The 19594-nt window shown below is 74.8% G+C and carries 23 protein-coding genes; 8 read left to right on the top strand and 15 right to left on the bottom strand.

What is annotated here, in order from left to right; translation table 11 throughout:
- From FHL80_RS21855 to FHL80_RS21830, 6 genes are all read right to left on the bottom strand, one after another.
- Positions 1-488: helix-turn-helix domain-containing protein (locus FHL80_RS21855; protein ID WP_138735450.1), on the bottom strand; the 488-nt coding region annotated here is incomplete at its 3' end.
- 57 nt (positions 489-545) lie between these two features.
- Positions 546-1499 (bottom strand): asparaginase, encoded by a 954-nt coding sequence (locus FHL80_RS21850; protein WP_138735449.1) that lies wholly within the window; start codon positions 1497-1499, stop codon positions 546-548.
- 89 nt (positions 1500-1588) lie between these two features.
- Positions 1589-2152 carry an RsiG family protein gene (locus FHL80_RS21845; protein ID WP_138735448.1) on the bottom strand — a complete coding sequence of 188 codons (564 nt, stop codon included), beginning with the start codon at positions 2150-2152 and terminating at the stop codon, positions 1589-1591.
- Positions 2149-2997 (bottom strand): beta-keto acid cleavage family enzyme, encoded by an 849-nt coding sequence (locus FHL80_RS21840; protein ID WP_138735447.1) that lies wholly within the window; start codon positions 2995-2997, stop codon positions 2149-2151. Before FHL80_RS21840 ends, FHL80_RS21845 begins: the two co-directional genes overlap by 4 nt.
- Entirely contained in the window at positions 2994-4106 is a 1113-nt protein-coding gene (gene ygfZ / locus FHL80_RS21835; protein ID WP_138735446.1) for a CAF17-like 4Fe-4S cluster assembly/insertion protein YgfZ, read from the bottom strand. Before ygfZ ends, FHL80_RS21840 begins: the two co-directional genes overlap by 4 nt.
- Before the next feature lie 76 nt (positions 4107-4182).
- Positions 4183-4635, bottom strand: a complete 453-nt coding sequence (locus tag FHL80_RS21830) for a Fur family transcriptional regulator (RefSeq protein ID WP_138735445.1) — start codon at positions 4633-4635, stop codon at positions 4183-4185.
- Between the two features lie 40 nt (positions 4636-4675).
- Here FHL80_RS21830 and FHL80_RS21825 point away from each other — a divergent pair, with 40 nt between their 5' ends.
- The 3 genes from FHL80_RS21825 to FHL80_RS21815 all read left to right on the top strand — a co-directional run bounded on the left by FHL80_RS21825 (position 4676) and on the right by FHL80_RS21815 (position 7960).
- Complete coding sequence (locus tag FHL80_RS21825) at positions 4676-5524, top strand: aminotransferase class IV (protein ID WP_138735444.1); 849 nt, start codon at positions 4676-4678, stop codon at positions 5522-5524.
- A gap of 69 nt (positions 5525-5593) precedes the next feature.
- Positions 5594-6901, top strand: coding sequence for a Na+/H+ antiporter NhaA (gene nhaA / locus FHL80_RS21820; protein WP_138735443.1), 1308 nt, complete (start codon positions 5594-5596; stop codon positions 6899-6901).
- Between the two features lie 336 nt (positions 6902-7237).
- Positions 7238-7960: a hypothetical protein gene (locus tag FHL80_RS21815; RefSeq protein ID WP_138735442.1), complete on the top strand. Its 723-nt coding sequence runs from the start codon at positions 7238-7240 to the stop codon at positions 7958-7960.
- A 63-nt stretch (positions 7961-8023) separates the two neighbouring features.
- Here FHL80_RS21815 and FHL80_RS21810 read toward each other — a convergent pair whose 3' ends face one another.
- The 3 genes from FHL80_RS21810 to FHL80_RS26840 are packed head-to-tail and all read right to left on the bottom strand — an operon-like array spanning position 8024 to position 10430.
- The gene (locus tag FHL80_RS21810) at positions 8024-9694 is read right to left on the bottom strand and encodes a DUF885 domain-containing protein (RefSeq protein WP_216870950.1); all 1671 of its coding nucleotides are present in this window, start codon (positions 9692-9694) and stop codon (positions 8024-8026) included.
- A 41-nt stretch (positions 9695-9735) separates the two neighbouring features.
- A complete protein-coding gene (locus tag FHL80_RS21805; protein WP_138735441.1) occupies positions 9736-10308 on the bottom strand; it encodes a heme-binding beta-barrel domain-containing protein in 573 nt (190 codons plus the stop codon).
- Positions 10305-10430 carry a hypothetical protein gene (locus FHL80_RS26840; protein ID WP_281283555.1) on the bottom strand — a complete coding sequence of 42 codons (126 nt, stop codon included), beginning with the start codon at positions 10428-10430 and terminating at the stop codon, positions 10305-10307. Before FHL80_RS26840 ends, FHL80_RS21805 begins: the two co-directional genes overlap by 4 nt.
- A 390-nt stretch (positions 10431-10820) precedes the next feature.
- Here FHL80_RS26840 and FHL80_RS21795 point away from each other — a divergent pair, with 390 nt between their 5' ends.
- Complete coding sequence (locus tag FHL80_RS21795) at positions 10821-11501, top strand: TetR/AcrR family transcriptional regulator (RefSeq protein WP_138735440.1); 681 nt, start codon at positions 10821-10823, stop codon at positions 11499-11501.
- A gap of 302 nt (positions 11502-11803) precedes the next feature.
- Positions 11804-12664 carry a S1 family peptidase gene (locus tag FHL80_RS21790; protein ID WP_138735439.1) on the top strand — a complete coding sequence of 287 codons (861 nt, stop codon included), beginning with the start codon at positions 11804-11806 and terminating at the stop codon, positions 12662-12664.
- A 91-nt stretch (positions 12665-12755) separates the two neighbouring features.
- On the opposite strand, the gene FHL80_RS21785 is transcribed toward FHL80_RS21790, so the two are convergent.
- The 6 genes from FHL80_RS21785 to FHL80_RS21760 form a co-directional block, all read right to left on the bottom strand.
- Positions 12756-13049, bottom strand: coding sequence for a DUF1416 domain-containing protein (locus FHL80_RS21785; protein ID WP_026844961.1), 294 nt, complete (start codon positions 13047-13049; stop codon positions 12756-12758).
- Between the two features lies 1 nt (position 13050).
- Positions 13051-13884, bottom strand: coding sequence for a sulfurtransferase (locus FHL80_RS21780; protein WP_138735438.1), 834 nt, complete (start codon positions 13882-13884; stop codon positions 13051-13053).
- 25 nt (positions 13885-13909) lie between these two features.
- Entirely contained in the window at positions 13910-14047 is a 138-nt protein-coding gene (locus tag FHL80_RS25795) for a hypothetical protein (protein WP_216870949.1), read from the bottom strand.
- Between the two features lie 176 nt (positions 14048-14223).
- Positions 14224-14604 (bottom strand): thioredoxin family protein, encoded by a 381-nt coding sequence (locus FHL80_RS21770; protein ID WP_246078867.1) that lies wholly within the window; start codon positions 14602-14604, stop codon positions 14224-14226.
- 35 nt (positions 14605-14639) lie between these two features.
- Positions 14640-15350, bottom strand: a complete 711-nt coding sequence (locus tag FHL80_RS21765; protein ID WP_138735437.1) for an LmeA family phospholipid-binding protein — start codon at positions 15348-15350, stop codon at positions 14640-14642.
- On the bottom strand, positions 15347-16168 hold the full coding sequence (locus FHL80_RS21760; protein WP_138735436.1) for a hypothetical protein: 822 nt from the start codon (positions 16166-16168) through the stop codon (positions 15347-15349). Before FHL80_RS21760 ends, FHL80_RS21765 begins: the two co-directional genes overlap by 4 nt.
- A 256-nt stretch (positions 16169-16424) precedes the next feature.
- On the opposite strand from FHL80_RS21760, the gene FHL80_RS21755 reads away from it, so the two are divergent.
- The 3 genes from FHL80_RS21755 (at position 16425) to pstS (ending at position 19444) form a co-directional block, all read left to right on the top strand.
- Positions 16425-17153, top strand: coding sequence for a winged helix-turn-helix domain-containing protein (locus FHL80_RS21755; protein WP_138735435.1), 729 nt, complete (start codon positions 16425-16427; stop codon positions 17151-17153).
- 10 nt (positions 17154-17163) lie between these two features.
- On the top strand, positions 17164-18105 hold the full coding sequence (mshD, locus tag FHL80_RS21750) for a mycothiol synthase (RefSeq protein ID WP_138735434.1): 942 nt from the start codon (positions 17164-17166) through the stop codon (positions 18103-18105).
- 214 nt (positions 18106-18319) lie between these two features.
- Complete coding sequence (pstS, locus tag FHL80_RS21745; RefSeq protein ID WP_138735433.1) at positions 18320-19444, top strand: phosphate ABC transporter substrate-binding protein PstS; 1125 nt, start codon at positions 18320-18322, stop codon at positions 19442-19444.
- The last annotated feature ends 150 nt before the right edge of the window (positions 19445-19594 follow it).

The following is a 19594-nucleotide window of genomic DNA, read 5'->3' as shown; positions in this document are numbered from 1 at the left end:
GGGGTGGTGGCCTGCTCGCGCGCGGCGTGTGCGGCGTGCTCGCGGGCGTAGGTCTCGTACAGCTCCAGCAGGACGGCCTTGTGCCGTTCGGAGAGCGCCTCGTCGGCGCGGATGGCGGCGACCGTGCCGGCGGAGCCGGAGCGGCGGTCGAGGATGCCGGCCTGCTCGTACAGCGTCTCGGCCGAGATCTTCAGACCCCGGGCGATCTGCGCGAGGATCTCCGCGGACGGCTTGCGCAGCCCGCGCTCGACCTGCGACAGGTAGGGGTTGCTGACCCCGGCGCTCCGGGCGAGCTCGCGCAGCGACACCTGGGCGGCGCTGCGCTGGGTGCGGATGAACTCACCGACCTGCGAACCGACCGCCGGGACAGACGACGCCACCGTGGACGCCCCGGTCGAGGCACCGGCGGCAGCCGACTGGGCCGCGGTCGCCACGGACTCGCGGACCGCGCTCACCTGCTCCCGGACGAACTCCGTGGGTCGCTGCACAGGACGAGCATAACCCCAAGTGCTAGCTACTGCAAGCAGAGCGCTAGCAGCCGACCATCAGCGCAGGACGTCGGCCGCCCGGATCTCGCCCACCACGCCCTCGCCGCCGGACACCGGGGTGGTCAGCCACCGGGACAGCGCCTCCGCCGGCAGCCCGAGCCGCTGCAGCCCGGCCGCCAGCGCCGGGGTGCGCCCCCGCTCGCCGCCGTCGTCCAGCTTCAGCGCGACCGCTCCGGCACCCGGCAGGGCGGCGACGTGCACGCCGTCGGCCCCGCCCTTCACCAGCAGACCGCTCACCGCGCCCATCAGGTCGGTGTCCTCGCGCCCGGTGCCGGCGACCAGCCACGGGTGCGCGCGCATCGCGTCGGCGACCAGCCGCCCCGGCGTCCCGGACGGGGCCTGCACCAGCGACAGCACACCGCGCGCCAGCCCGGTGAGGGACAGCGCGTGCTGCGGTGCGCCGCAGCCGTCGGTGACCACCGCGGCGACCGGCTCGCCGGACGCCTCGCCCAGCCGGGCCTCGATGGCCTGCTGCAGCGGGTGGTCGCGCTCCAGGTAGCCGGCGGTCGGCCAGCCGGCGGCGACGCAGGCCGACAACATGGCGGCGTGCTTGCCCGAGCAGTTCATCGCCAGCCGGTCCGGTGCGCGACCGGCGACCAGCCACTGCGCGCGGGTCGCCTCGTGCTGCGGCAGCGCCGGTGGGCAGCCGAGGTCCTCGGGCCCGAGGCCGGACGCCGACAGGAGCGAGGCGACCAGCTCGACGTGCCCGTCCTCGCCGTTGTGCGAGGCGGCGCCGATCGCGAGTTCACGGTCGTCGCGCGGACGCCAGCCGGCGGCGAGCAGCGCGGTGGCCTGCACCGGCTTGTTCGACGAGCGCGGCAGCACCGGCCGGGCGACGTCCCCGACCTCCAGCACCGGGATGCCGTCGGCACCGAGGACGACGAGGGCCCCCCTGTGCACCGACTCGAGCACCTCGGTGCCCAGCCCACCGCGGCACACCTCGACCAGCACCGGGTTCTCCGGCCACAGGGAGGTGCTGGAACGGCCCCCGTGCAGGGGCCCGCTCCGAGCTTGCGAGGAGTGGGGGGCACGGGGGTCCTTCATCCGTGGCGCGACTCGTCGGCCAGCAGCTGGGCCACGTCGGCCAGCCCGTCGCGGTAGCGGCGGGCGAGCTCGCCGGCGACGGTGTCCATCACCTGCTGGACCCCGCGGCGCCGCTCGGACAGGCTGCGCTCCCCCGCCCCGAGCGCCCGGGCGGCCTGCTCCAGCCCGGCGTCGGGCAGCGCCGGCACGTCGGAGAGGTCGACGCCCGGGGTCAGCCCGTTGACCCAGGTCTCGAACTGCTCGGGCGAGGTGGGCTGCACCGTCTGGTGCCGGCCGAGCCCGTGCGCGGGCCCGCGGCCCTTCTCGGACAGGATCTCCGGCAGCAGGTCGACCAGCGAGCGCCCGTCGTGCTCGGCGCGGCGCTGCAGCTCGCGCCGGACGATGTCCAGCCGGCCCTGCAGCAGCCGCCGGGTGTAGGAGAGGTTGACCTCCTCCTGCTCGGCCCGGTGCCGCAGCGCCCGGACGTCGGCCATCGACAGGTCCTCGACGCCGGCGAGGAACGACGGGTCGAGCAGCTCGTCGACGCCGGCGCCGCCGGCGGCAGGGCTGGGAGCAGTCATCGAGGGACCTCCACGGGGGTGGGAACGGGGATGCCCAGCAGCTGCCGGGCCTCGGACGGGGTGAGCGGCGGGCGCTGGGCGATCCGGGCGAGCCCGGCCGCCCGCGCCACCAGCTGGGCGTTGTCGCGCACCGGCTCGTCGGGTGCGTAGGTGAGCGTGTCCTCCATGCCGACCCGCAGGTGCCCGCCGGCCGACAGCGCGGCGAGCATGACCGGCAACGACGTCCGGCCGACGCCGGTCGCGGCGAAGGTGGCGCCCGGCGGCAGTGCGGGCAGGCAGGCCGCCAGCGCGGCCGTCGTCCCGGGCATGCCACCGGGGACGCCCATCACCAGGTCGACGTGCACGTGGCCTCCGTGCGGCAGGCCGTGCCGCTCGAGCAACCGGGCGAGCGTGGCGAGCTGGCCGAGGTCGAAGACCTCGTACTCCGGGACGATCCCCCGCTGCTGCATCTGGGTGTGCAGCTCGACGATGAGGTCCCACGGGTTGTAGAAGACGTCGCGGCCGAAGTTCACCGTGCCCAGCGACAGCGAGGCGGCGTCCGGTGCGGCGTCCAGCACCGCCAGCCGGGCGTCGGCCGGGTCGGTGACGGCCCCACCGGTCGACAGCTGGACGACGAGGTCCGTCGCCTCCCGGACGGCGGCGACCACCTCGCGCACCCGCGGCAGGTCCAGCGTCGGGCGGGTGTCGGTGCCGCGGACGTGCAGGTGCAGCACGGCCGCGCCGAGGGCCTGGCAGTCCCGGGCGGTGGCCACCACCTCCTCGACGGTGACCGGCAGCGCCGGCACGTCGACCTTCGCCGACTCCGCTCCCGTGGGAGCGAGCGTGATGAGGGTGCCCGACGTCACCGGGGCATGGTGGCAGACCGGACCGCGCGGACCCGCTCACGGGCCGCCGCCTGGGTGTCGTCGAGGCCCGCCGGCCCGTCGTCGGGGTCCAGCGCGGCCACCGCCTCCCCCACCTTCAGCGGCGTCCCGGGGGTCACCGACTGCTTCACCAGGGCCAGCGCGATCACGCCGAGCTCGTGGTGGCGGACGGCGGTGCCCAGCCGGCCGACCTCGCGGGCGCCGGAGGTCACCGGCGTGCCGGGCGCGGGCAGCGTCTCGCTCATCCCGTCCAGGTGCAGCAGCACCAGCCGCCGCGGCGGACGACCCAGGTTGTGCACCCGGGCGACCGTCTCCTGGCCGCGGTAGCAGCCCTTCTCCAGGTGGACGGCGGTGCGCAGCCACTCCAGCTCGTTCGGGATGGTGCGGTGGTCGGAGTCCACCCCGGCCCGCGGCCGGCGGGCCTCCACCCGCAGCGCCTCGTAGGCGTCCAGCCCGGCCAGCACGGCCCCGGCGCCCAGCAACGCGTCGGCCCGGGCGGCGAGCTCCGCACGGGGCACGAGCAGGTCGACGACCGCGGCCGTCCCGTCGCCGATCGCCGGCATCCGGCGCACCCAGCCACCACCGGGCAGCGCGGCCACCGCGTACGACTCCACCGGCACCGGCCAGCCGGCCGTGGCGAGCACCGCGTCGCCGCGCGGCCCGACCAGCGACAGCAGCGCCCACCGGTCGGTGACCAGCTCGGGGTCGACGCGCAGCATGAACCGCATCCGCTGCAGGAACTCGACCAGCGCGGCCCCGGTCCCCGGCTCGACGTCGCCCCACGTGGTCCCGGCCAGCTCGGTGAGGACGACGTGGTGCTCGACGTGGCCGTGCGGGGAGAGGACGAGGGCCTCCGAGCCGGTGGCGTCGCCGAGCCGCTCGAGGTGCTGGCTGGTGAGCGAGTGCAGCCAGCTCAGCCGGTCGGCGCCGGGGACGACGAGCACGTCGCGGTCGCTGCGGTCGACCAGCCCGGCACCCTCCGCCAGCCGGCGCTGCTCGGGCAGCGGCTCGCCGTAGTGCGCCGCGACGGTGCCGCCGCCGGCGAGGTCGAGGGCGACGGCGCCAGGGCGGTGCAGCAGAGGTGACTTCATGACTCGACTCCGGACTCGTTCCGCTCCTCGGTCGCTGGCGCTCCCTGCGATGCTCGCTCGCCCGTCGTCTTCGTGCTCATGGGTGGTCCTCCTTCTCCGAGCAGGCGCGACAGGTGCCGGACAGCGCCACGTGGCCCACGTCCACGGTGAAACCCAGCTCGGCGGCCAGACGTTCCGCCGCACCGTCGAGCAGCGCCGGGTCCGCGGAGCTGACCTGGCCGCAGGACTGGCAGACGACGTGCAGGTGCGGGTGCTGGGCCGCGTGGTAGACCGGCGCCCCCTTGCCCAGGTGGGTGTGCCACACCAGGCCGAGCCGCTCCAGCAGCTCGAGGGTGCGGTAGACGGTGGAGGTGTCCGGCGCGGCACCGCCGGGGCCTGCCTCCTCGCGCAGCCGGGCGTGGATCTCCTCCGGCGTGCCGTGCTCGAGTGCGGCGACCGCCGCCAGCACCCGCTGGCGCTGGCTGGTCAGCCGGAGCCCGCGGGCCCGCAGCTGTGCCGCGAGCGGCGGCGCGCTCTCGGGTCCGGACACGGTGCCGAGCCTAGATCGCCGGTACGGCAGGGTGGTGGTCGTGACGGCTCTGCGGCGGGTGGCCCTCTGGACCGACGGCACGGCCCGGCCGGTCGGTCCCGACGAGCCGGTGGTGACCGCCTTCGACCAGGGCCTGGGCCGCGGCGACGGCGTCTTCGAGTCGGTGCTGGTCACCGGCCGCCGGACGCCGCACCTGGACGCCCACCTGGCCCGGTTGCGCCGCTCGGCCGGGCTGCTCGAGCTGACGTACCCCGGCGAGGACGCGGTGCGGGCCCTGGTCGCGGCGACGACCGCGGACTGGCCGGCCGACGTCGACGGCGCCTGCCGGGTCTTCCTGACCCGCGGGCTCGGCGAGGGCGCGCCGCCCACGCTGCTGGCCCTGCTGGCCGCGGTCCCGGCCGAGACGCTGCGCCAGCGCGATTCGGGCATCGCCGTGGTCACGCTGTCCCTCGGCGTCCCCGCGGACTTCCGGGCGACCGCGCCGTGGCTGCTGGGCGGGGCGAAGACGCTGTCCTACGCGGTGAACATGGCCGCCCAGCGGCACGCCCACGCCGCGGGCGCGGACGACGTCGTCTTCACCTCGCTGGAGGGCCGCCTGCTCGAGGGCCCCACCTCGACCGTCGTGTGGGCGGCCGGCGGCCGGCTGCACACCCCGCCGGTGGAGACCGGGATCCTCGCGGGCACGACCCAGGCCCGGCTGTTCGAGCGCGCCGAGGCCGACGGCTGGCCGACCGCGGTCACCCCCGGCACGGTCGCCGACCTGCAGGACGCCGACGCCGTCTGGCTGCTGTCCGGCATCCGCGGCGCGGCCCCGGTGACCCGGCTCGACGGCGTGCAGCGCGGGGACGCGGGCCTGTCCGGGCGGGTGCGCGAGCTGCTCGCCCGGTAACGTGGCGGCCGGTGCGCCGGGAAGTCTGGTCGGCAACTCCTGACCCGACCCCGCACCCGGAGCCGCCTCGTGACCACCCCCGCCCGTCTCCTCAGCCGCGGCTCCTGGACCGAGGCCACGCGCATCGCGGCGGTGCTCCGCAAGGAGACCGTCGGCGGAGCGCTCCTGCTCGTCGGCACCGTCCTCGCGCTCGTCTGGGCGAACTCCCCCTGGTCGGACGGCTATGCCGCGCTGCGCGACACCACCGTCGGGCCGGCGTCGCTGCACCTGGACCTGACCCTGGGCACCTGGGCGGCCGACGGCCTGCTCGCCGTCTTCTTCTTCGTCGCCGGCCTGGAGCTCAAGCGCGAGTTCGTCGCCGGGGACCTCCGCGACCCGCGCAAGGCCGCGCTGCCGGTCGCCGCCGCGGTCGGCGGGATGGCGGTGCCGGCGCTGCTCTACGCCGCGGTCAACCTCGGGGCCGGGGACGGCGCACTGTCCGGCTGGGCCATCCCCACCGCCACCGACATCGCCTTCGCCCTCGCCGTCCTCGCGGTGATCAGCACCCACCTGCCGACCGCGCTGCGCACCTTCCTGCTCACCCTCGCCGTCGTCGACGACCTGCTGGCGATCACGATCATCGCCGTCTTCTACACGTCGGCGCTCTCGCTGACCCCCTTGCTGCTGGCACTGGTCCCGCTGGGGGTGTTCACGGTCCTGGTGCAGCGGCGGGTGCGCTGGTGGTGGCTGCTGCTGCCCCTCGCCGTCCTCACCTGGGCACTGGTGCACGCCTCGGGGGTGCACGCCACGGTCGCCGGGGTGCTGCTGGGCTTCGCCGTCCCGGTGGTGCGCAGCCAGGCGGCCGGCGGCCCCGACGCCGGGCCGGGCATGGCCGAGCACTTCGAGCACCGCTTCCGGCCGGTCTCCGCCGGGTTCGCCGTCCCGGTGTTCGCGTTCTTCTCCGCCGGGGTCACCGTCGGCGGGCTCACCGGGCTGCGGGCCTCGCTGACCGACAGCGTCGCGCTGGGCATCGTCGTCGCCTTGGTGGCCGGCAAGACGATCGGCATCACCGCGGCCACGTGGCTGGTCTCCCGGTTCACCCGCGCGGAACTGGACGAGGACCTGGGCTGGCCGGACGTGCTGGGCCTGGCACTGCTGGGCGGCATCGGGTTCACCGTCTCGCTGCTGATCGGCGAGCTGGCCTTCGGCGCGGGCAGCGAGCGCGACGAGCACGTCAAGGTCGGGGTGCTCCTGGGCACCGTCCTGGCGGCCCTGCTGGCCACCGTGGTGCTGCGGCTGCGCAACCGGCGGTACCGGCGGATCGCCGCGGCCGAGCGGGTCGACACCGACGCCGACGGGGTCCCGGACGTCTACCAGCGGCCGTCCGGCGACACGTGAGCGAACCTCGTTGCCGACCTCCGGATCCCGACGTACCGTCGAGGTACACGAGAGAGGAGGTGGTCCCTGAATTGAGTACTTTCAGGACACGTGAGGTGGCTGTCCGCTAGCCGCCGTCCAGATGGGCCGCCCGTTCAGGCGCTGTGGAAGACCCACGGCAGCTGAGCGACGGCATCCCGCCCGTCCGTCGAACGGCGGCGAGCGAGAACCGGACAGTCACCCGACCCCCGGGCTGCCGACATTGTCCAGTCGGCCCGTGTGCAGCTCCCCACTACGGTGGGTACAGCGCCGCGGAGCAGCCCGGGGGTTGTCCGTTGTCTGGGGGTGGTGGCGACCGTGCAGTTCGCCGGACGCTCCGTCGCCCTGGACACCTCCGCCGGCATCTGGCTGGCCGAGTCCGCGCAGAGCGCCAAGCCCGACACCGTCGGCGCGCTCGTCCCGGCGTCCTTCGAGGCCGTCGGCCGGGTGTTCCACCCGGCCGTCCGCTACGTCGGGGACGACGACGTCGAGGTCCCCTGGGCCTCCGTCGCCGCGGCCAACGGCACGACCCCGCACCCGCTCATGCAGTGGGGGTCGGTGACCGGGTCGATGGAGTACTTCGAGAACGACGACCAGTCCCCGCTCTGGCACGGCGCGCCCGCGCGCGGCCACCTGCCCGCACCGGTTGCCGAGCGCCTGGTCCAGGTGCTCACCCGCTGGACGACGACCCCCGACGTCTGCTGGTTCGCCGTGGCCGAGGGCGGCGCGGTGATCACCGACCACCCCACGCTCAGCCTGCCGCGCTGCGAGTACTGGCTGGTCAACGGCCCGATCGGGCTCGCCGCGGCGAACATGGCCGCGGAGCCCTTCGAGCAGAGCGCGAACCTGTGGTGGCCGGCGGACCGGGCCTGGTGCGTGGCCACCGACGTCGATCTGGTGAGCAGCTACGTCGCGGGCAGCGCCGCCTGCATCGCCGAGGTGCTCGCCCGCCCGGACCTCGAGACCTCCCCCGTCGAGTTCAAGCACCGGGTCACCTGGGACGCCGACCAGGTCAACCCGCCCCCCGCCGACGCCCCCTGACGGGCACAGGAGGCCCTGCACCCGGTCTCGAGCTCGAGACCGGGTGCAGAGCCTCCTGTGCCTCTACAGCTGGGCGAGCTCGTCGGCCAGGTCGTCCAGGCCGAGGCTGCCCTGCGACAGCGCCGCCATGTGCCAGGCCTTGAGGTCGAAGTCCTCGCCCCGCGCCTGCCGCGCCGCCGCCCGGCCCTCCAGCCAGGCCCGCTCCCCCAGCTTGTAGCTGATCGCCTGCCCGGGCATGCCCAGGTAGCGCACCAGCTCGCTGTCCAGGAAGGCGGCGTCCCGGCCGCAGTTCTCCCCGAAGAAGGCCCGGGCCAGTTCCGGCGTCCACGGCTGCCCTCGGTGCTCGGCGACCGCGCCCTCGGCGTCGTCGGGGATCGGCAGCTCCAGGTGCATGCCGATGTCCACGACCACCCGGACGGCGCGCATCTGCTGGGCGTCCAGGTACCCCAGCCGCGCGCCGGGGTCGGTCAGGAAGCCCAGCTCGTCCATCAGCCGCTCGGCGTAGAGCGCCCAGCCCTCGACGTTCGCCCCCACCGAGCCGAGCGAGGTCTGGTAGGTGGACAGGTCCTGCGAGACGTAGGCCCACTGGGCCAGCTGCAGGTGGTGACCCGGGACGCCCTCGTGGTACCAGGTGGACACCAGGTCCCACAGCGGGAAGCGGTCCTGGCCGAGCGTCGGCAGCCAGGTGCGGCCCGGGCGGGAGAAGTCCTGCGCCGGGCGGGTGTAGTACGGCGCCGCGGCGCTGCCGGGCGGGGCGATCATCGCCTCCACGGTGCGGACCGGCCCGGCGATGTCGAAGTGCACGCCGTCCAGGGCGTCGATCGCCTCGTCCATCATCGACTGCAGCCGCACGCGGATGGCCTCAACGCCCTCGACGGCCTCGCCGTGCTCCTTGAGCCAGCGCATCGCCTCCATCGGGGTGGCGCCGGGCAGCACCTTCTCCGCCTCAGTGCGCTGCTCGGCCAGGATCCGCTGGTGCTCGGCCCAGCCCCAGGCGTAGGCGTCCTCCAGCCCGGTGCCGGCGCCCAGGTCCGAGCCGTTCCAGGACCGGGCTGAGCGGGCGTACCGGTCCCGGCCGACGGCGTCCGGGGTCCCCGCCGTCTGCGGCCCGTAGACGTCGCGCAGGAAGTCGCGGACCTCGGCGACCGCGGCGTCGGCGGCAGCCGCCGCCTCGTCCAGCTCGGCCCGCAGCTCGGCCGGGCCCGCGGCGACCACACCGGCGAAGTACGGGCCGGCCAGCCACTCGTCGAGCTGACCGGCGACGGTCTGCACCTGCCGCGGGGCGGCGAACAGCCCGCGCTCGGCGCCCGCGGTCAGCGTCTCCTGGTAGCCGCGGTAGGCGACCGGCACGCGTGCCAGCCGCCGGCCCAGCACGGCCCAGTCCTCCACCGTCCGGGTGGGCATCATCGAGAACACCTGGCGGATCGAGTGCACCGGGGAGAACAGGATGGAGACCTGCCGCAGGTCCTCCCCCGCCTCGTGCAGCTCGAGGGCCGCGGTGAGCCGCTCGCGCAGCAGCCGGGCGCAGCGCCGCTCGACCGGGTCCTCCTCCAGCGAGGGGTCGGCGGCCAGCACCCGGTCCAGCCCGTCGAGCGTGCGGCGGAGCAGCTCGGCCTCCGCCTCGAGACCGGCCGGGCTGGTGTCGGGCAGCCGGTCGTCACCGGGACGGGTGCCCAGCGAGGTGGCGACGATCGGGTCGAGGTCGCAGACGGCGTCGACGTAGGCGTCAGCCACCTGGCGGGGGGTCCGGGGTTGTGCGGGAGCGCTCACGGAGGTCAGCGGATCCTCTCGAGTCGGGCGGACATGGTGGGCCGGAGCGGCTGGTCGCCGGCGGCCCGGTCGATCGCGTAGAGCAACGCCCCCTCGACGATGCCGTAGAGCCGCTTGGCCCGGCTCGTGTCGGGGTGGTCGGGGGTGCGGGCCAGCACGTCGGTGTCGAGCTCCCAGCTGGTCGTCGTCCGGGCCGTGCCGACGTAGATCTCGACCAGGCCGGCTGGGGAGCTGACGAGCAGCTCCACCTCGTCCTCGCCGCGCGGGCGCAGGAAGCCGGACTCCCGCTGGTCGGGGCCGAGCACCCGGCCGTCGTCGGAGAGCCGCCAGGTGCGCGACTCGTAGGTCAGGAAGTCCCGGCCGTCGTGGGCGAAGCGGACCCACTGGCCGAAGCGGTGGTCACCCTCCGCGCCCGCGGCCTGCCCCTCGCCGTGCCACTCGCCCAGCAGCGGCAGCACCGACAGCAGCCGGTGCGCGACCTCGGGCCCCTCGCGGACGTCGACCGTGTCGACCACCGGCAGCGCGGTCGGCCCGGCGACCGGCCCGGTGGGCAGCCCCGGTGGCACCGGCGCCGTCATCGGCCCTGCCCCGGGCGACCGGGGACGACGTCGCGGCGCGCGAGCCGCCACACCGAGGCGGCGAGCCCCAGCGCGGCCAGTGCGGTGAGGGTGACGAGCACCCAGGCGGAGACCAGACCCATGGCCTCACGGTATCCGCGCCGTCGGACCGCGGTGGCCGCTGCCCCGGCCGTGGTGCGGACGACGTCGTCCCAGGGGGTGGGCTGCAGGCCGAAGACCTCCGTCGTCCCCCGGCGTCCGCCGCGTCCACCGCGGCGTGCCGCACGTGGTCGGTGCTCCTCCCGCCGCTGCGGGACAGCATCAGCACCTCGTGCCCGCGCTCGGCCAGCAGCTGCGCCGTCGCCGACCCCACCGGGCCCTTGCCCACCACCACGTGACGCGCCATGTCGTGCTCCTCGATGTCGGAAGAGCAGTGCTCTCGGATGCCGATGAGCGTTCTCCCCCGCTCAGTCGCCTGTCAAGAGCGCCGCTCACGGTTGTGTGCGGTGCTCTCTACGTGGCATCGTGACGGCGTGCCACCGACGACCGCCCGGGAACGCGCCCGCGCCGAGCTGACCGCCGAGATCACCGACCTGGCCCGTGCCCAGCTGGCCACCGTGGGCGCCGCGGGGCTCTCGCTGCGCGCCGTCGCGCGGGAGCTCGGCATGGCCTCCTCGGCGATGTACCGCTACTTCCCGAGCCGCGACGACCTGCTGACCCGGCTGATCCTCGACGGCTACGACGCGCTGGGCGCCGCGGCCGAGCAGGCCGACGACCCGACGGCCGCCCCGCGGGAGCGCTGGCTGGCCGTCTGCCGCGCGGTCCGGGCGTGGGCACGGGCCCACCCGCACGAGTACGCGCTGCTCTACGGCTCCCCGGTGCCCGGCTACTCCGCGCCGCCGGACACCGTGCCCGCCGCGACCCGGGTGGGCGCGGCCCTCGGCCGGGTCCTCGGCGACGCCGCCCGGGCCGGCCTGCTGCCGCCCGCCGACGGCACGCCGACGGGTCTGGTCACCGCGGCGGTGGCGCCGGTGCTCGGCGGCGACCACCCCGTCCTCGACGACCGGGTCCGGGCCCGCGCGCTGCTGACCTGGAGCTCGTTGTTCGGCGCCGTGAGCTTCGAGCTCTTCGGGCACTTCACCGGTGCGGTCGCCGACGCCGACGCCTTCTTCGACGACGCGATGCGCGACCTGGCGGGCCTGGTCGGCCTCTAGCCCGGACCCAGGACGACCTGATCACGATGCGGTGGCCCGGTCGCCCTCGGTCTCGGCACCCGCAGGCTGACCGGCGCCAGCCGGTGACCGGGCTGGTCGTCGGCCCGGCGGACCGGGAGCAGCGGTGCCAGGTCACCGGGGCTCCCCCGGGAGGGTGAGCGCCACCGAGGACGCCGGCTCACCGGATGCGGGGAGGCCTGGCGGCACCTCAGGAGGCTGACGGGCCCCGGATCGAGATGCACGGCGGGGGCACAACCACTACCTTCTGCGATCTGCCGCTCACGCTCGATGAGGAGATGCACATGCGCAGGTTGTCCACGGTCCTCGCCGGTGTCCTGTCCCTGCTCACGGTCGGGGTGCTGGCGCCCAGCACGGCCGGCGCGGTGACCGGCGGCACGGAGGACAGCGCCAACAGGTACTCGAACGTCGGCCTGATCCTGTTCTACGACGCGACCGGCCGCTTCCGCTGCTCCGCCACGCTCGTCTCCCCCACCGTGCTGCTCACCGCGGCGCACTGCACCGAGGGCACGCTCGGGGACACGGTCGTCACCTTCAACCACGACGTCGCCCGGACCGCCGCCGAGGCGAGGACCGCCATCCCGACGGCGAGCAACCCGGCAGCGGGCTACACGGCCGCGGACCTGGCCGCGTACCCGGGCTGGTACAGCGGGACGGCGTACACGCACCCCGAGTACTCCGGCTTCACCGACATGGACAACTGGAACGACGTCGGCGTGATCGTGCTCGACGAGCCGGTCGTGGGCATCACGCCGGCAGAGATCGCCCCCGTCGGGTACCTGGACCAGTTCGCCCAGCCGGCGCTGAACGGCACCACGTTCACCGTCGTCGGCTACGGCACCGAGGTGCGCAAGCCCGAGGCCGGGCCGCAGAAGCCCACCCCGATGAGCTACCCGATCGTCCGCCGCTACACCGACGTCGTGGGTCAGAAGCTCACCCCGCAGATCCTGCAGGTGAACGGCAACGAGCACGACAACCGCGGCGGGGGCGGGAGCTGCTTCGGCGACTCCGGCGGCCCGACGTTCAAGGACGGCTACCTGGTCACGGTGACGAGCTACGGGTACACCGCCAACTGCCGCTACCTCGACGGCCTCCAGCGCGTCGACATCGCCGCCGTCCGGGACTGGCTGGACATCTTCGTCTGAGCGAGCACCCCACCCGCGACCGCGCCCGCCCCGGCTCAGCCGGGGCGGGCGCTGTGTCGTGACCGCTGCGGGTGCGGGCAGGCGGCCTCCGTCAGGCGATCGCCAGCGTCGTCTCGTTGAGGCCGACGTCCGCGGCGACGCTGCGCTCGGCCCGCCCGATCGGCGAGAGCGACCGCAGGGTCCACGTGCCGGGCGCCGCGAAGAAGCGGAACTCGCCCTCCGGGCTGGTGACCACCTCGGCGGTGAACTCGTCGGTGGCGTCCAGCAGCCGCACGTAGGCGCCGGCCACCGGCGTCCCGTCGTGCCAGACCGAGCCCTGGATCACCGTCTGGGTGGCCAGGTCGACCCCGGCCAGCGTGCCGCCCTGGGCGGGGGCGCCGCACACGTCAGGCGCCCTTCGCGATCGGGACGCCGACCAGGGAGCCGTACTCGGTCCACGAGCCGTCGTAGTTCTTCACGTTCTCGTGCCCGAGCAGCTCGCGGAGCACGAACCAGGTGTGGCTCGAGCGCTCGCCAATGCGGCAGTAGGCGATGGTGTTCTTGCCCTCGTCCAGGCCGGCCTCGGCGTAGAGCTTCGCGAGCTCCTCGTCGCTCTTGAACGTGCCGTCCTCGTTGGCCGCCTTGCTCCACGGCACGTTGACCGCCGTCGGGATGTGGCCGGCGCGCTGCGCGCCCTCCTGCGGCAGGTGCGCCGGGGCGGTCAGCTTGCCGGCGAACTCGTCGGGGCTGCGCACGTCGACCAGGTTCTGGGTGCCGATCGCGGCGACGACCTCGTCGCGGAAGGCGCGGATCGAGGTGTCGGGCTCGGCGGCGGAGTACTGGGTGGCCGGGCGCTCGACGACGTCGGAGGACAGCGGGCGGCTGTCCAGCTCCCACTTCTTGCGGCCGCCGTCGATCAGCTTGACGTCGCGGTGGCCGTAGACCTTGAAGTACCAGTAGGCGTAGGCGGCGAACCAGTTGTTGTTCCCGCCGTAGAGCACGACGGTGTCGTCGTTGCTGATGCCCTTGGCCGACAGCAGGGCGCTGAAGCCCTCGCGGTCGACGAAGTCACGCGCCTCCGGGTCCTGCAGGTCGGTCTTCCAGTCCAGCTTGACCGCGCCCTCGAGGTGGCCCTTGTCGTAGGCGCTGGTGTCCTCGTCGACCTCGACGAAGACCAGGCCGGGCTTGCCCAGGTTCTCCTGGGCCCAGTCGGCGGTGACGAGCACGTCGTTGCGGCTCATGGGATGGCTCTCCTTGTGGGGTGGGTCAGACGGTGCGGGCGGTCTGCGCCCGCCGGGCGATCAGGTGCAGCTCGACGGCCTGGGCCGCCACCAGCCAGCCGCTGCCGGTGAGCAGCGCCATGGCCAGGACGACGGCGGTCACCCAGGCCGCAGCGCGGACCACGGACGTCGACCTGCGGACCGGCGGACGTGGTCGTGCCGGGCAGGGGGGGCACGGGGTTCATGCGAGATGGGCCTCCGGACGGCGGTCAGGGCGCGTCTGGACGAGCGGGGCTCGTCCTCAGGAGGCGGGACACAGGCAGCTGCCGACGCGGCACAGGTCGACTGTGCGGCGCGAGGTCAGCAGGATGCCCACGGCCCGAGGGTAGCTGATCCCGACTGCACCCCCGTGTGGGCGTCCACCACGGCGGCCAGCTCGTCCGGCCGCGGGGCACCGCTGCTGCGCCCGATCACGGTGCCGCTGCGGTCGAGGTAGAACAGCGTCGGGGTGCGCCGGACGTCCAGTGCCCGCACGGCCTCGAGGTGGCTCTCGGCGTCCACGTGCAGGTAGGCCAGCCCCGGCCGGGTGGTCCGCAGCTGCTGGAGGCGGGCCCGGGTGGCGCGGCACGGGCCGCAGAAGGCGGTGGAGAACTGCACGACGGTGAGGTCGGCGTCCTCGGGGCGGGCGCCGAGCTCCTGCAGCACCGCGGCCTCGCCCAGGAGAGCTCCCGTGGTGTCCACGCCTCCGGCAACCGCGTCCGGGCGTCGGTTGTTCCTCAGCCCGACAGCACCGTGTCCCGGGCCTGCACCCGGACGTCGACGCCCCCGGCGGCGGGCTGCACGCTGGTCAGCTCCAGGCCGAAGGGCAGCGCGGGGACCCGGTAGCGGAAGTCGAGCAGCTCGTCGGCGGTGTCGAGCACGTAGTCCGGGACGTCGACCGCGCCGGCCGACGCGTCGTGCACGTCGATGACCACGTCCTGCCCGTCCAGGGTGACGCTGCCCGCCGCCGTCACCGTGAAGTCGAGGCCCAGCACCTCGACGCTCTTGGTGAGCTCGATGCCGTCCCCGTCCTGGGAGAGGGTCGTGTCGCCGCCGAGCTGGTCGGCCAGCAGCGCGTAGGACAGCGTCGCCGTCCCGTCGACCCGGTCCACCGGGATCTGCTGCACCGAGCCGGACAGCGCGTCGGACAGCGGCACGTGCACGCCCTGCAGCGAGACGTCGGCGCGGGTGCCCGCCGGCTGGCCGAGCTCCTCGGCGGTCAGGTGGATCCGGACGTCGGAGTACCGGCCGGAGACCGCCTGGGTGAGGAAGGGGAACCCGGTGATGTCGACCTCGGGGGTGCCCGCCAGCTGCCCGCGGTCGGCGAGCTGCTCGGCGACCTTGTCCTCGGCGATGCCCACCCCGACCCGGTCGACGACGACCAGCACCCCCAGCACGACGCCGAGGAGGACCAGCACCGCGGCCAGGCAGCCGATGCGGCGGCTCATGCGGTGCCGTACAGGGTCAGCGCGTAGGCGACCGGAGCGGCCGCGGCCAGCGGCAGCACCGCCTGCACGACGGGCAGCGCCCAGCCGCCGTCCCCGCGCTCCGCGACGACGTAGGAGGTGCCCAGCCCCATCAGCGCGGCGACGCCGCCGACCGCTGCGCCGTGCACGGCCGCCGTCACCCCGTCGGCCAGGGTGTCGCCGTCCCGGCGCAACCAGGCCACGGCCACGGCCGCGAGCACGGCGAGCAGCAGGCCGAGGAGTCCGCGCGGCACCTCGGGGGTGATCCGCGGCCGGGGCAGGACCAGGTCGACGAGGTGCCCGACCAGCAGGGCGGCGCCGACCGCGAGCAGCGTGGTGACCAGGGCCCGCTCGCCGCCGTCGAGCCGGCCGAGGCCGAGCAGCACCGCCAGCGCGCACACCGAGCTGAGCAGCAGGACGACGCCGGCCAGCGACGCGACCAGGTACAGCCGGGGTGCCGGGCGGAGCATCTGGTGGACGACGGCGGCCAGGAAGCCGAGCCCCAGCACCGCCAGCAGCCAGTCCAGCTCCGGCCGGTCGGTCAGCAGCAGGGCGGCGTCGGCACCGGCGGCGGCTGCCACGCCGAGGCCGATCGAGCCGAGGAGGCCGCGGATCCCGACGGCCACCACCCACGCGGCGACCAGCGCGAGCTGCAGGAGCACGACGGCCACCAGCCGGCCCTGCTCGTCCAGGGCGACCGACAGGGCGGCGGCACCGCCGGCGGCCAGCACCACCAGCCCGGCGGCCGGCAGGTGGTGGGTCCGCGAGGACGGCTCGGGGTCCAGCGCGGCGGGTGTCACCTCCCGATCGTCCCAGAGGTCCCCGGGACCGCTGCGCTGCCGGCTCCGACGTGTCGGCCGGCGCGCCGGGTGCTGGGGGCAGCCTGCGTCAGGGGTGTCCTCGGTCAGCCCTGACCCCCGCACGCCGTCACTCGCGCGGATACCGGACGTGCGCTGCGTCACCATGTGGGTGGAGGCGCGGGACACGTCGGCTATCCTGCACTCTCACTCGACAGCGCCGTCGACGGCCTGGGTACCCACCCGGTGAGGAGACGACATGCGGCTCGTGCTCATGACCTCGGCGCGTCAGGCGACCACGGAGGTCCTCCCCGCCCTGGGGCTGCTGGCCCACCAGGTGCGCATCGTGGCGCCCGAGCTGTCCAGCCTGCTCGACGGCGACGCCGGTGACGTGGTCCTCGTCGACGCCCGGTACGACCTCGTGCAGGCCCGCACGCTCTGCTCGCTGCTCTCCTCCACCGGGGTCGCCGCCTCACTGGTGGCCGTCCTCGCCGAGGGCGGCCTCGTCGCGCTGTCGGCCGACTGGGGCGTGGACGACGTCGTGCTCGACACCGCCGGCCCCGCCGAGGTCGACGCCCGGCTGAAGTGGGCCGCTGCGCGCCGGCTGGCCGCGGCCACCCCCGCCGACGGCGGCGACGGCGGTGTGACCAAGGCCGGCGAGCTGGTCATCGACGAGCACAGCTACTCCGCGAAGCTCCGCGGCCGGCCGCTGGACCTGACCTACAAGGAGTTCGAGCTCCTCAAGTACCTCGCCCAGCACCCCGGCCGGGTCTTCTCCCGCGCCCAGCTGCTGCAGGAGATCTGGGGCTACGACTACTTCGGCGGCACCCGCACCGTCGACGTCCACGTCCGCCGGCTGCGCGCCAAGCTCGGCACCGAGCACGAGGCGCTGATCGGCACCGTCCGCAACGTCGGCTACAAGCTGGACCAGCAGGTCGCCGACGCCACGGCCGCCGCGAGCGTGACCACCGCCGACAACCTCTCCTGAGACCGGTCCGCTGAGCACCCCCGCCGGACCGGTCTCCGTCGAGGTCACCGACCGGCTGTCCCCGGCCGCGGTGGCCGAGGTCCGCGACCTGCTGGCCGCAGCGCTGGCCGCCGACGGCGTGCGGCCGGTCTCGGAGGAGTCCGAGCTGCGCCTGCAGCACGGCGGCCCACCCGGCGGTTCCGACGTCACCGCCCGCAGCGCCGACGGCACCCTGCTCGGCTACACCCGGCTGGAGCTGCCCGCCGGTGAGCCGGAGGCCGAGGCGGAGCTGGTCGTCGCCCCCACCGCCCGCCGCAGGGGGGTCGGGACGGCGCTGCTCGCCCGGGTCGAGGAGCTCGCCGGTTCCCGCCCGCTGGCCACCTGGGCCCACGGCGAGCTGCCCGGCTCCACCGAGCTCGCGACCGGCCGGGGCTACGTCCGCGCCCGGGTGCTGCTGCAGATGCGCCGGCCGCTGGACGGGGTGGACCCCGACCCGCACCCGGCTCTCCCGGCCGGGGTCACCGTGGCGACCTTCCGGCCGGGCACCGACGAGGACGCCTGGCTGCAGGTCAACGCCCGCGCCTTCGCCCACCACCCCGAGCAGGGCCGTTGGACGCGTGCGGACCTGGAGCTGCGCGAGGCCGAGGCGTGGTTCGACCCGGGCGGCTTCTTCCTCGCCTGGCGCGACGGGCGGCTGCTGGGCTCGCACTGGACCAAGGTCCACCCGGCCGGCGAGGCCGGTGACCAGCCGATCGGCGAGGTCTACGTGCTCGGCATCGACCCCGACGCCCAGGGCATGCGGCTCGGCCGCGCGCTGACCGACCTGGGCCTGGCGCACCTGCGGGCGCGGGGGCTCTCGCACGTCCTCCTCTACGTCGAGGAGGACAACACCGCCGCCGTCTCGCTGTACGAGCGCAGCGGCTTCACCAGGTACGCGGTCGACGTCTCCTGGCGGCGCACACCAGCGGGCTGACCAGCCACTCCGGTGCGTTCCGCGCAGCACGCCACGCGGTCGTCCACCCGCTGGATGGATCCCGTCGGCCGTTTCGTGGTCGAAGCCTCAGCGGGCGTTCACCCGGCGTTCACCGAGCCACCCGGATCCGTCCACCTGGCCCGCTCACGATGGTGTCGTTCGTTCCCCGATGCCCGGCTTCGACGTCCGGGCACACCCGTCGAAAGGCACTGAGTTGAAGCTCAGCACCACGACGCGCGCCGCGGCAGTGTCCGCGTCGCTCGCCGCCGTCCTCGCCACCGCCGCCTGCGGCGCCACCAACGAGGACACCGGCAGCAGCAGCTCGGGGGGCTCCGCCAGCGGCAGCTCGGCCGCGCAGCTCAGCGGCAGCCTGGTCGGCGCGGGCTCCAGCGCGCAGCAGGCGGCCATGCAGGCCTGGGCCGCCGGCTTCAACACCGCTCAGCCCGGTGTCACGTTCAGCTACGACCCCGCCGGCTCCGGCGCGGGCCGCGAGCAGTTCCTCAGCGGTGACGTCGACTTCGCCGGCTCGGACTCCGCGCTCAGCGACGAGGAGCTCGCGTCGGCCGCCACGCAGTGCGGCGACGCCGGTGTCTTCGAGCTGCCGAACTACATCTCCGCCATCGCCGTGGTCTACAACCTCGACGGCGTCGAGGACCTGAACCTGTCCCCGGCCACCATCGCCGGCATCTTCAACGGGTCCATCACGACCTGGAACGACCCGGCGATCGCCGCGGACAACCCGGACGCCACGCTGCCCAGCACCGCGATCGCCCCGGTGCACCGCAGCGACAAGTCGGGCACCACGAAGAACTTCACCGACTACCTCGACCAGGCCGCCGGTGGCGTCTGGACCGACGGTGCGGTCGACGAGTGGCCGGGCAGCGGCGGCGAGGCCGCGAACGGGACCTCGGGCGTCATCGATGCCGTCAAGGCCGGTGCCGGCGCGATCGGGTACGCCGACGAGAGCCAGGCCGGCGACCTGGGCATCGCCGACATCAAGGTCGGCGAGGAGTTCGTCGCCCCGTCCGCGGAGGCGGCCGCGGCGGTCGTCGCCAACTCCGAGACCGTCCCCGGTCGCGGCGAGAACGACCTCGCGCTCCAGGTGAACCGCACCACCACCTCGGCCGACGAGTACCCGATCGTGCTGGTCAGCTACCACATCGGCTGCGTGGAGATGGAGGACCAGGACAAGGCCGAGGCCCTGAGGGCCTTCGAGACCTACGTGGTCAGCGAGGAGGGCCAGCAGGCCGCCGCCGACAACGCCGGCAGCTCGCCCATCACCGACGACGCCCGCACCGCGGCGGAGAAGGTCGTCAACGCCATCACGGTCGCCAGCTGACCGAGCGGTGGACGTGATCGCGGCGGCCCGGGGTGTCCAGCTGGACGGCCCGGGCCGTCGCGGCGCGTGAACGACCAGCACCTGCCCTGCACACCGCAGCACGACCTCGACGGAGCGATCGGTGACCACCACCACCGCACCACCCGCCCC

This window comes from Modestobacter excelsi, from assembly GCF_005930495.1.
Lineage (GTDB): Bacteria > Actinomycetota > Actinomycetes > Mycobacteriales > Geodermatophilaceae > Modestobacter > Modestobacter excelsi.
The sequence above is the reverse complement of the archived record's forward strand: the minus strand, read 5'-3'. Positions and strand labels throughout refer to the sequence as shown.